The organism is Neiella holothuriorum, from assembly GCF_019457915.1.
Taxonomy (GTDB): domain Bacteria; phylum Pseudomonadota; class Gammaproteobacteria; order Enterobacterales; family Neiellaceae; genus Neiella; species Neiella holothuriorum.
The window spans coordinates 98,385-109,842 of the sequence record NZ_JAHZSS010000005.1; the positions used below are offsets into that span (position 1 = coordinate 98,385).

Sequence of the window (11,458 nt, forward strand, 5' to 3'; positions counted from 1 at the left end):
GTGAAGAAATCAGTCACAAGTCATGGCTGATTGAAAATAATGGTCAGCGTAAATTCTGATAGTGCGCTTTCACACTGAGAACGTTCAGAGCATGAGATGCGTGTTTCCATCTGCCATTGATTGACGTCACAGATACGCTTTATCAGATTGAGGCCTTGACCTATACCTGAGCTGTGTAGACCTTTGACCCCAGCAACTTCGGGTTGCCTAGGAACAGGCGCTGAAGTTTGGTTAGTAACGGAGAGTGCATCTGGGGTAAGCCTGATATCCACATCGCTACCTGTGGCGTATTGCACGATATTGGAAATGATATTGCTGAGCAGGATCTGTGTCAGGTTCCGGTTCGCTTGCAGGTAAACGTCTTCCTGCAGTGACAACTGCAGCCCGAGCTTTTGCCCTTTCTCCGAGTTGTTTAATTCAAAGTGTTCAAGCAGTGTGTTTTCTACTAACTGCGTCATATCGAGTTCAGATGTCTGCTTCGATTCGTTTCGTGCCAGCGCCAATAAGGTGTTGGTCATCTTTTCCAGTTCAAAGATCGCACGCTGGGCTTGCTGATAATCACTTTGCGTGAGCTGCTGTGAGTGACTTTGGGTATCGAGAATGTTCTTAAGAATACTGATCGGCGTACGGATCTCATGGCTGACATCGCGGGTGAAGTTTATCTCCCGCTCCAGCGCGTCTTGCAAGTTGCAAAAACTGGTTTCGACCGCGTTGGCAAGCACCCGTATTTCATTATTTGGGTAACTGTTAGCGAACCGTGAGCCATTGCTTTCAGCCGGTAAACTGCTTACCTGATCGGCCAGTTTTTTTATTGGCCGGGTTAACCGACGGCCAATCAGAAAAGCGATGATGGAGACCAAGGTTGCACCAGCAAACGCCAGCAGGGCAAGCCAGCTAAGTAGATTTGGAAGATACTCTTTGCTGACTTCAAAACCGTTAACCTTGGCCATCAATACGTACGCGACCCCCTCTAGCTGCAATACATGGATATGCACTGTGGAGCCATCATTTAAGTCAAACTCAATACGATCCGGCTTACGCTTACGCGCATCTAACAGCTCTGGCGGCATATCCTGCCAATTGCGATGCAGGGTTATAAAGCCTGAGCGAGGCTGGGACAGCGTGCCGTTCTGTTGATAGGACTGTTCAATAAAATCCGCTTCTGCAGCAACCAGTCGATTGAAAATATTGTCTTCAACCACCCACGAGTAGAGCAGGATCAGCAGGCTGTAAATCAAGGTAATACTGATGGCTACCCCCATAACAAGACGGGTAATAGCTGACGGTAAACTGGTTTTCATTCGGGCCATATCCTACTACTCGGTTGGCAGTGCCAATCTGAAACCAATGCCGTGAAGCGTTTTAAGCATTGGGTAAGTAAAAGGTTTATCCAGCACATTCCGCAGAGTGTAGATATGGCTGCGAAGTACATCCGTTTGTGGCGGATCATCGCCCCAGACCTGCTCGGTCAGTTGTCGTTTGCTGACCGAATTTGGGTAAGCCTCCGCTAACAGTTTCAGTAGGGTAAAGTCAGTGCTTGAGAGCGAGAGTGGCTGGCCTGCTCGAATCGCAGCGTGTTTATGAAAATCGACCTCAAGCTCACCAATCGTCAGTGTGTTCTGCTGGTGCAGTTGATGACGTTTTCCTAACGCCAGACACCGTACATACACCTCTTGCAACGCAAAGGGCTTCGTCAGATAGTCGTCAGCACCTGCTCCAAAGCCCTGTACTTTTTCATCCAGGCTGTCTCTAGCGGTCAGCATCAGCACCGGAACATTGGTGCTCAAGGTTTGTTTGATATGGTCACAAATGCTGAGGCCGTCCATATCAGGCAACATCAGGTCGAGCACAACAATGTTGTAGCGCTGTGCGGCCAGCAATTGCAGCGCGGTTTTACCATCAGCGGCATAGTCGACCACAAACCCCTTGTCAGCGAGGTAGTCGACAAGTTGTATTGCTATATCCTGATTATCTTCGACTACCAGAACGGCATACTTAGGCGTCATTGGCTTGTTTTTCCTCAATCAGAGTTAGCGCGCGTGCAATGCCAGCATCTCTTTGCTTCTTTATATCATCTATTGAGCGGTTAACCACATGATGGGGCTCGACACTGCGTCGTTCGGTGTCGCCACTTGGCCTTATCAGCGTTCGGGTGGTGACATAGGTTCGCAACTCAGAATGGGGTAGATTAAACAAATTACCCTGTGCGGTTTGATTGGCAAATCCACCGGTTTTCTCGCCAATCAGAGTCGCAAACTGATTGTCTTTGAGTGTAGTTGCCAACACAATTGCTGCAGAGTAAGTCACCGGCCCCACCAGCAGATAGACCTCGCCTTTAAATCGCTGCTCTGAATCGATAGGCGTCTCCCACTCTTGCCATTGGGTAGTAATGAGCTCACCCACCTCACCTTTGTAATTAAACCAACCTCGGTTATCTCGGTTTAACTTCTCTCGAACTGAAGAAACTAACCTGAATGGCTTATCCGCCAGGTAGCGGCTCAGGTAGGTGACTGTATCGGTATTGCCGCCCGGGTTATCTCGAATATCGATGATTAACGAATGAATCTGGTCCCGCTTTATTTCAGCAAATGCACCGTCAATAAAGTCTTCAAATTGATTTGGTTCGATATCGAAATGGGCGAGATAGAGCAATCCCACTCCCGCTTGCAGCTGCTTATAATAATGTTCGCCCTGTTGTTCTTTGTTGTATGCAGAAACTCGCTGCCAGGACTGTTCTTTAGTAATGGCAAGCGATGCTGGTCTGCCATCGAGCTCAAGTTCGAAGCTGTCAATAAATCCGAAAACAGCCCAGAGCGACAGATCGAACCGCTTGGCAACGACCTGCTCTCGCAACCGGCGAGATTCACCGCCGCTGTATTGCTGCAACGTGCTGACAATGGAAGAGGCTGGTACGCCATTGATAGTGAGTATCTGGCTGCCAGCCGCCAACTGCTTCTGCCCGTTTTGATAATCGTGTTTTAAGTAAATTGCGCCTTGTTGTGAAATGACCACGTCAAAAGGAAACGGATTGTGACCGTTACCTTTGAGTTGTTTGTACTCTTGATATGGCCAGATCAAGAATGAGTGGCCGTCATTTAAGTAGTGATTGAGCCTGCCCGCAATGCGATAAAAATCGGTTCTTAACATAGGCTGCGTGATCTCAGCTTTGGTCTCTTCGACCGCAGCCATAAGTGACCCCATATCCGCATAAGCATCGAGTTCAGGGTGGCGCTCCAAGACCCCAGCCACAAACGCATCTATGTCCTGATGCATCTGCTCGACGGTCAGCTTTCTCTCCATCACGGACGGATCTTCCAATGGCGGCAACAGATCTAAATGCTCCGGGTTGCAGCCAAGCAGCCATAGTGCAGAAAGTAGAGTGAGAAATAGAGGTTTGTTCATCATCGTGGCCGTATTAGCAATATATGCCCTTAGGCTAACGATAGGTTTGTGAAGGTTTTGTCGTGATAGTTAAAGTCTCGACTCCCCTAAGCTGCGGCAGATTGAATTGGAGTTCTCCAGTTCTGATGTGGCCGAATTGCATCACAAATTTTCGGAATGGCACTCGATGTGAATACCCTGTATTGGAAGTGACTCATGAGCCGTTTAGTCACGCCTATCGGCGGTATTAAGGTTCCAGATATAGCTGGAGTGAACACCGCAACCAAGTTCGCCTAGCCAAGTTCCCCTAGCCAAGTAAATGCGCAACAGAGACCATTCACCAAACGCCGAAACCAAAAAAAATACCTAATAAGCAAATGATATTAATCAATATTCACGCATCGCATCAGAACAGAGGCGTGATAAACTCTCCTCTTATCAGTTAACATTCGTTTGATGAAATTTAAGGCCCTCTGGTTGACATGATGTCGACTGGCCACCTACGCAAGGAGTGAAAGGAAGCATGCGCAATATCTATTTAGGTTTAGTGATATCTGCCGTTTTAACCGGATGCGGCGGAGGCAGTAGCTCTTCAACACCCGCCACCTCACCAACTACCAACCAACCCGATACAAATTGGCAGGCCGGAGTTTTTGAGCCAGCTAGTGACTATGAAAGCCAGTGTGAAGTGGTTCGAACCCACCTCGATATTAACGGCGATTCCTATCCAGATGTGCAAGGCAGCGAAGATGACGAAAAACTATGGCTGCGCTCTTGGAGTCATGAAACCTACCTCTGGTACGATGAAATTGCCGATCTTAATCCGGCCAATTACGCTTCGCCACAAAGTTATTTTGAGGTGCTGAAAACCACTGAAACAACGGCATCCGGCGCCGCCAAAGACAATTTCCACTTCTATGAATCAACCGATGACTATGAGGCTTACTCACAGTCCGGCACCATCACTGGATATGGCATTAACTGGAGCTTTATTGAGAGTTCGCCGCCTCGCGATCTACGGGTTACCTCGGTAGCGACCAATTCTTCAGCAGACCTTGCTGGCGTTACTCGTGGTGACAAGCTGATTCGCATTAATGATGAAGATGTCATCAACGGTGACGACGTCGACTTCTTAAACGACGCGTTGTTTCCCGAAGAAGAAAATAGCCAATACAGTTTTACCTTTGAGCGTGTCGACGGCAGTGAAGTCACCTTTAACCTCTCATCTGGCATATTCGAGGAGAGCTTTGTCAATAACGTAGCGATATTGACCACAGACTCGGGCAAAGCCGGCTACATGAGGTTTGAAGGTTTTCAGCGCTCGGCCCAAACGCCATTGATTGAAGGCTTTGAGAATTTCGCTGCCGAGAACGTCACCGATTTGATTCTCGACCTACGCTACAACGGCGGCGGCTTATTGGCGATGTCGTCTCAATTGGCGTATATGATTGCTGGGGAGCAGAACACCTCCGGCAAAATTTTTGAGATGCTGCAATACAACGATAAATCATCTGATGAAAACTTCTCTACGCCCTTCTACTCTCAGGAAATTGACTGGGATCTAGGGGTGCTAACCAGCAACCAATTGCCAACCCTCAATCTCGATCGTGTTTTTGTCATTGCAACAGGAAACACCTGCTCAGCCAGTGAGGCCTTGATGAATAGCCTAGTGGGCATTGATGTGGAAGTTATTCAAATCGGCGGTACTACCTGTGGTAAGCCTTATGGCTTCTATCCAACAGATAACTGCGGTACGACCTATTACACCATTCAGTTCCAAGGGGTGAATGACAAAGGCTTCGGTGATTATGCCGACGGTTTTAAGCCAGAGGTAACGCCTGAATTTGATGACGAGCTACCGGGCTGTGAAGTTGATGATGACTTTGAACACGAGCTTGGCGATACCGATGAGGGCATGCTGTCGGCAGCATTAGAGCGGTTAAATACCGGCACCTGTCCTGTCACTAGCGGTGTTGGCATTGCCAATATGCAAACCAAAATTGCAAATAACTCACTGAGTGAACTGTTACTGTTTGATTCAAGAAGCCAAGCGTTCCTCAAGAACAACCGAGTTTACGTGCCAATTGAGGAAGCTGATGATGAATAAGTTGGCAGCAGCCATTTATTCTGGAACGTTACTGTTGGCACTAGGAGGCTGTATGAGCACGTCTGCCGATGCCAACGAGCCAGTTCCTGCGGTGCTTGATGAAAGCGCAGGTAACAAGCAAGCGCTGGAAAGTGCCGCTTCACAACTGCTTTTTGATCGCAAATTGAGTTTGTCTCCGTTGGCTTTCACCACCAGCAGCCGAGTTCCGATTGAGAAAAAACAAGCCCGTGACGCCCAAGGAAAGTTACTCAACGGGCGCGAGCTTCAATCAGAGGTGATCGTCTTTTCGCTGTGGCAGCAAGATGGTGAATGCTGGCTGCAACGCGATGATACTGACCAGCGCATTTTGCTAACCGATGTTGCGTGTAAACCTGAGTAGTAACCAAAAGCAGGCTTCGGCCTGCTTTTAAATCTTTCTTGTGGCTGAAAGAATTGCCCGCCTGAAACACCAAACCTTCGATAAGATTTAGTTAGATGAAGAACAAAAATCACTGCAAATTCCACTCCTCCTGACCCCGTGTTCCGCTCAACTGAACCGCTATTCCGCCAAGCGGTGAACCGCGCTTCCGGCAACTTGGGACAGTGCAAGCAAAAAGCGATGATAAGAAATTCGCTGACTCGCTATGCGATCAAATTACCCTGCCCCCTTTTGCTGGGGGCAGCTAGGGTATATTTGGAGCTAATACAGATAAGTACTAGAGAGCTATCAAAGCAAAGCTCTCTGAACTTTTTATTTTCAAGACTTAGATATTCACAGTTAACATTTTTTCTTACAGAACCTAAGGCTTAAATTTCGCTCCTAATTTAGAGTAAAAATGCGTAACGCTGCTATCAGCTGCCTTATAAATTGTTATGTCGTCCGCCCCTTGAGATTTCATTAAGCCATACGGCAAATGAAGTTGCTCTATAGGCTTGCTAGATTGAATATGTGCGTCGTAGTAACAAGCAGAGGCTTTCATTTCGAAATCGGATTGGTTGACGATTTCTTCAACTGTGAACGCATAAAGGTTTTTAAACCACGGTGGAGTTACAACTTCCCCTTTTACTGACACAGAATAGCGCCCACTCTGCAAGCAAGTAATATTTCGCTAGTCCCAATAATCAATTGCTCGCCTCTACCGCTGCTTCCCCATAAGAAGCTCACAAACGCACAAGCTGCCGCCCCAAGAACGAAAAATGTAATCGGACTAGTTAATTTTGTCATTGCCACGACCACCTCACATCACCGATTTCATGATATTCATGAACCACTTCAAATTGCCCATAATTTATGACATCTCTGTACATAGTTTCCGAACCAACTGTAACGGTCTAACAACCTTGGACACCGAGTTAGGCTGTTTTTAAGTTGCTTCTTATGATCGAAAAGTTAAGGTCGTGCCTACAGTCGGTAGTGAGTCTCACCACAAATCGTATTCGGAAAGTAATTCGGAAAAGAGATAAAAATGAAGTATGGGTATACAGGAAAGATTTGTAACTTATTGATTTTAAATGGTGCCCGGGGCCGACACCATACTAATATCTTATCGACATGATAAACAATAATTTAATAAATTATTACCACCATTAATGTTACATACAGTGTTACCAAAATTCATATTAAGTTTTGATACGGTTCACGCCGTTTAGAACCCAAAATTGTAACCGTTCACCCTCCCCTGCTTACAACTAATCTCGAGATCAATGTGCCGAACATCACTCAATCGCGCCTCGGCTGTACTTGCATGCGATACAATATCTGCGAAGCACTGATTTAGTCGGCTTATCAATATCTGAAAGGCTAAATTTGATCGGGATTCGATTTCCAGTACCGCGCTCTAATAACAGTCTGGGCTTACCGCCAACGCTATCAATGGGGAAAATCACCGGCCGCAGCATTTCGTTCAGCCCATCTGGGCCGCCAAACCTCGCGCTCAATCTTGTAAAACTTCCCATATGACTCTCGACTCGACATGTTCCAGTGACTACACGGTTAATATAACAGAGTATTGCTTGTTAACCTCAGATCTGCGTAAGCGTATACTTTTCATACCTAGCGAGCTTTGTGTTAATAAGAATTAGGGGATAGGTGCGTTTTTCTACGTACCGCGTGTTGTAATTCTACAAAGCTTGGAAACTTTTGCATTCTTAGCCCGTTATGAAGGAGTCTTATTTGTCAATTCGCTGCCAATAAGCGCATTTACTCATAGGCAGAAAACCTTGCCCATCAAACATGATATTGCTCCATATGAGGGGCCAAACGGATTAAATGATGGATTTAAGTTGTCGATGTTCAATACAGAAAAAACTAAGTTTCCCGAAAAGCTCGTTCAATATGGTTGAGCAAAGGAGACATTAAAAACGACAATATAGTCCTCGCTTCTGTTTGAATGTATGCCTCGACAGGCATTCCCGGGATCAATTTATAACGAGCCAATTTAACAAACTCTTGCTCTTGGATGACAAGTTGAACTTCATAATACAGGTTGCCAGAAATCTCATCTTGGACTACATCTGCTGAAATATTAGCCACGTCTGCTGCAATTTCAGGTGCAGATTGCGGGTCAAGCCCGGTAAATTTGAGGACTGCGGTTTGTGCGACCGACAGTGAATCGACATCGGTCGGTTGCACTCTGGCCTCAATTATCAACCGATCGGATTCCGGAACAATCAGCATGATGGTCTCACCAGGCCCTATCACACGTCCAATAGTATGCACCTCTAGTTGATGGACAATGCCAGATTGCGGTGCCCATATATCCATCCGATCTAGTTGCGACTTTGCTGCTATTTTCTTCTCCCGAAGCTGACTAAGCTCCGATCTGACTTGGCTCAGTTGCTCTACGACTTCTCCTCTCATGTCGTTGTCAATCTGGCTAATTTGCAAATGGCGTTCGGCTATTGCTTGGCGCGCCTGTGCGACGGAAGATTTCAACCCTCCGATCTCCCCCTGAAGGCTGGCCTGAGTCCTTTTTAAGGTCATGATTCGAGACTTTTCAACAAAACCGTCTGCAAGCAAGCCAGAAAAGTCACGAAGTTCTTCCTCAACAAGTTCAAGTTCTACAGATTTTGAGTTCCATTGAGCATCAAGCCCTTCTATTTGGATCTCTAGTTGCGCAATTTGTTCATTGAGCTGATCAGCCTGAGTCGAGCGATAGGATAGCCGAGCTTCTAGCAATACCTGTTGATTTGAGATTAAGGCAGCTAAGTTCTGGTCCGACGTAGTTGCTAATTCCATACTTTGAGTGGCTTGAACTTGTGACTCACCACTCAACTCTGCGTTGAGCCTCGATTCAACAACAGAAAGTTCCATGAGGCGTGTACTTAACATGGCGTAATTGGCACCAACAAGGGTTTCATCGAGGCGAATTAGTAAGTCTCCGCGCTCAACCAGGTCCCCTTCCCTCACCAGAATTTTCTCGACAATACCGCCATCTTGGTGTTGCACTCTCTTGCTCTTAGACTCAACGGCTAACTGACCAGGAGCGATCACAGCGCCAGTTATCTCAATGGTTGCCCCGACAAACAACACCAGCACTACCAATAGGAAAATGGTAAAACCTCCAAAAGCTAGTTGGCTTTTAAGCTTGTTGTCATTCACCGAGGATGTGGTCACCTTGATTTGTCCCTAAGCAGTCTTAGACATTGATGCTTTCAGCACATCTGATTTTGGTCCAAATGCGACGAGGTTGCCCTCTCTTAGCACTGCCAGTTGGTCAACAGCGGTGATAGCGCTGGGGCGATGAGCAATAACAATGACTATCTTACCTCGTTGTTTCAGTTCCAATATGGCTTTGGTTAATGCTGCTTCGCCATCTGCATCTAAATTCGAATTTGGTTCGTCTAACACAATTAGAAAGGGCTCTCCATATAGCGCTCTAGCAAACGCTATTCGTTGGCGCTGGCCCCCTGATAGCGCAACTCCTCCAATGCCTACTTTTGTGTCATAACCGTTTGGCAAATCTAAGATAAGCTCGTGAGCACCAGCTAATTGCGCAGCTTCAATCATTGTTTCAGTCCTAACGTCATCTTTAAATCGAACGATGTTTTCCGCTACGGAGCCCTGAAACAATTGAATATCTTGGGGTAAATACCCGATATGACGCCCCAATTCAGATTGATGCCATTGCGCCAATTCAGCTCCGTCAAGCTTAATCTTGCCTTGCGCTGTGGGCCAAACTCCAACAATAGCTCTCGCTAGAGAAGATTTACCGGAAGCAGATGGTCCAATGACGCCCAAAACATCACCACGACTTAGCTTAAAGGATACTCGGTTGACAATTGCCTGCTCAAAATCTGGCGCTCTGACGACAACGTCTTCGAGAGACAACGAACTATTTGGCGAGGGTAAATCTGTTTTATCTTGCTCTGATGAGCTATCCAATATGCTTTGGAGGTTTTTATAGGCTAATCGCGCAGACACAAAGGAACGCCAGTGCGTAATGGCCTGCTCAATAGGCGACATCGCTCTGGAAGTTAATACCGTCGCGGCAATAATCATCCCCGCAGTAATTTCTTGCAAAAGCGCTAGATAAGCTCCGATCGCCAAAACACTAGATTGAAGAAAAAATCGGAAAGTTTTTGTCAGTGCGGAGAAGTTAGCCCCTAAAGTGGTATTAGCTTCTTGCTGTCCCGCTAATTGTTCTGTGAGCTGATTCCATTTACTCGCTAATCCACCCAACATTCCCATGGCGATCGCCGCCTCACCATGACGGCGCGTGTCTTCGAGCATTATCCGGCGTTGAACCGCCAATCCAGAAACTCGTTCGCTGTATTTTCTGGTGCTCAACTCATTTAACCCGATCAGCACACACATGATAAACGCACCTGCTAACGCCACAAATCCCAACAGCGGATGAAACAGGAAAATAATCCCCAGATAAAAAGGTAACCACGGCAAATCAAAAATTGCACCCGGTCCAGGACTCGATAAAAAACGACCTATTCGTTCTAATTCAGATACCGGCTCTTGCGTGCGTTTGTTCTTTGCATCCAAGCCACTTGGTAAGCAAGTTGATGTGATAAATGAGATTTTTTCAATAGACCATGTAAACTTGCGACCAATACGCATCAGAGATTTGGTGCGTACAGCATCAAGAACACCGAAAAATACATACAGAATAATCATGATCGCCGTTAAGGCGATTAAAGTTGCAACAGAGCGGCCAGTGAGCACTCTATCGTATACCTGCAACATGAACAGCGGCCCAGTTAGCATCAATAAATTGATGACGAGGCTTATCGATGCAACGCCCCAAAGCGCTGAGCGGCAGTTACCAAATGCGGCTTCAACTTTGCTCTGTTCAGAGGTAGCCATTGGCTGATTAGGTTAGGCTCTTAGTCGGTTGTTTGCAGCAAAGCGCCAAGCCAAGCCAGAAATTAGTAACAATGCCAGAGAGCTTGGCTCTGGTATTGGTTGGGAGTTATCAATAGCAACACCGTAAATAGTCATATTTGCAGCATAAATTAACGGTACGGGGCTAAACGGTGGCGGATTCAACAGAAAGTTTTGCGGCAAAGTGAACCCAAAGGCTAACTCCATCACAGCAAAATCAGAGCCAAAAGAAGCTCGGTTCGAGCCACTATTTAAGGCAAATAGTAGCTCAACGACACCATCAGACCACCTTGTGTCTGCCAGTATGCCAGATAATAACAAGTTACCCGGACCATCAGTGGTAACGAAACTTCCGCTTGGAGCGCTTGCATTGTATGGTAGGTCAATTAAACCATTGGTTGCTATCGGCGGCGGAACGAACAAGGGAGGGATGGTAGTCGATTCATATGTATCGAAAAAACCAAATACCGACATGGTTGATGAGCTAAAAATTACGTTGGTGGCACTATTGGTTATCTTATCTGAGTCAGCAAGCACACTAGCATGACTCAGTAAGCCAGCTTGGGCATTTGCGGAGGCAATAAAAAACATCGACAAACACAAAGTCCTCAACCAATGGCGAAGTGACACATTTACCTTATTTTTATTCATCTTAT

The 11,458-nt window shown here is 46.5% G+C and carries 9 protein-coding genes; 2 read left to right on the plus strand and 7 right to left on the minus strand.

Annotated elements, in window-relative coordinates; translation table 11 throughout:
* Positions 1 to 20: 20 nt before the first annotated feature.
* Genes K0504_RS06250 through K0504_RS06260 form a run of 3 tightly spaced genes read right to left on the minus strand, consistent with a single transcriptional unit; the run spans position 21 to position 3,402 of the window.
* Positions 21 to 1,301, minus strand: coding sequence for a histidine kinase dimerization/phospho-acceptor domain-containing protein (locus K0504_RS06250; protein WP_220103320.1), 1,281 nt, complete (start codon positions 1,299 to 1,301; stop codon positions 21 to 23).
* A 15-nt stretch (positions 1,302 to 1,316) separates the two neighbouring features.
* The gene (locus K0504_RS06255; protein ID WP_220103321.1) at positions 1,317 to 2,006 is read right to left on the minus strand and encodes a response regulator transcription factor; all 690 of its coding nucleotides are present in this window, start codon (positions 2,004 to 2,006) and stop codon (positions 1,317 to 1,319) included.
* On the minus strand, positions 1,996 to 3,402 hold the full coding sequence (locus K0504_RS06260) for a S41 family peptidase (RefSeq protein ID WP_220103322.1): 1,407 nt from the start codon (positions 3,400 to 3,402) through the stop codon (positions 1,996 to 1,998). Before K0504_RS06260 ends, K0504_RS06255 begins: the two co-directional genes overlap by 11 nt.
* 502 nt (positions 3,403 to 3,904) lie before the next feature.
* Between K0504_RS06260 and K0504_RS06265 the strand changes: the two genes are divergently transcribed.
* A complete protein-coding gene (locus tag K0504_RS06265; protein ID WP_220103323.1) occupies positions 3,905 to 5,488 on the plus strand; it encodes a S41 family peptidase in 1,584 nt (527 codons plus the stop codon).
* Between the two features lie 52 nt (positions 5,489 to 5,540).
* Positions 5,541 to 5,867, plus strand: a complete 327-nt coding sequence (locus K0504_RS06270; protein ID WP_220103324.1) for a hypothetical protein — start codon at positions 5,541 to 5,543, stop codon at positions 5,865 to 5,867.
* A 400-nt stretch (positions 5,868 to 6,267) separates the two neighbouring features.
* Here K0504_RS06270 and K0504_RS06275 read toward each other — a convergent pair whose 3' ends face one another.
* From K0504_RS06275 to K0504_RS06290, 4 genes are all read right to left on the minus strand, one after another.
* Entirely contained in the window at positions 6,268 to 6,540 is a 273-nt protein-coding gene (locus tag K0504_RS06275; protein WP_220103325.1) for a hypothetical protein, read from the minus strand.
* A gap of 1,235 nt (positions 6,541 to 7,775) precedes the next feature.
* Positions 7,776 to 9,083, minus strand: a complete 1,308-nt coding sequence (locus K0504_RS06280; RefSeq protein ID WP_220103326.1) for an HlyD family type I secretion periplasmic adaptor subunit — start codon at positions 9,081 to 9,083, stop codon at positions 7,776 to 7,778.
* A gap of 12 nt (positions 9,084 to 9,095) precedes the next feature.
* Positions 9,096 to 10,784: a type I secretion system permease/ATPase gene (locus K0504_RS06285; protein WP_220103327.1), complete on the minus strand. Its 1,689-nt coding sequence runs from the start codon at positions 10,782 to 10,784 to the stop codon at positions 9,096 to 9,098.
* Positions 10,785 to 10,796: 12 nt separating this feature from the next.
* Positions 10,797 to 11,453, minus strand: a complete 657-nt coding sequence (locus K0504_RS06290) for a PEP-CTERM sorting domain-containing protein (protein WP_220103328.1) — start codon at positions 11,451 to 11,453, stop codon at positions 10,797 to 10,799.
* Positions 11,454 to 11,458: the final 5 nt, after the last annotated feature.

Excerpts from the sequence above, each read along its gene's own strand:
- K0504_RS06250 (WP_220103320.1), bottom strand. The coding sequence starts at position 1,301 with ATGAAAACCAGTTTACCGTCAGCTATTACCCGTCTTGTTATGGGGGTA.
- K0504_RS06255 (WP_220103321.1), bottom strand. The coding sequence starts at position 2,006 with ATGACGCCTAAGTATGCCGTTCTGGTAGTCGAAGATAATCAGGATATA.
- K0504_RS06290 (WP_220103328.1), bottom strand. The coding sequence starts at position 11,453 with ATGAATAAAAATAAGGTAAATGTGTCACTTCGCCATTGGTTGAGGACT.
- K0504_RS06260 (WP_220103322.1), bottom strand. The coding sequence starts at position 3,402 with ATGAACAAACCTCTATTTCTCACTCTACTTTCTGCACTATGGCTGCTT.
- K0504_RS06265 (WP_220103323.1), top strand. The coding sequence starts at position 3,905 with ATGCGCAATATCTATTTAGGTTTAGTGATATCTGCCGTTTTAACCGGA.
- K0504_RS06285 (WP_220103327.1), bottom strand. The coding sequence starts at position 10,784 with ATGGCTACCTCTGAACAGAGCAAAGTTGAAGCCGCATTTGGTAACTGC.
- K0504_RS06270 (WP_220103324.1), top strand. The coding sequence starts at position 5,541 with ATGAGCACGTCTGCCGATGCCAACGAGCCAGTTCCTGCGGTGCTTGAT.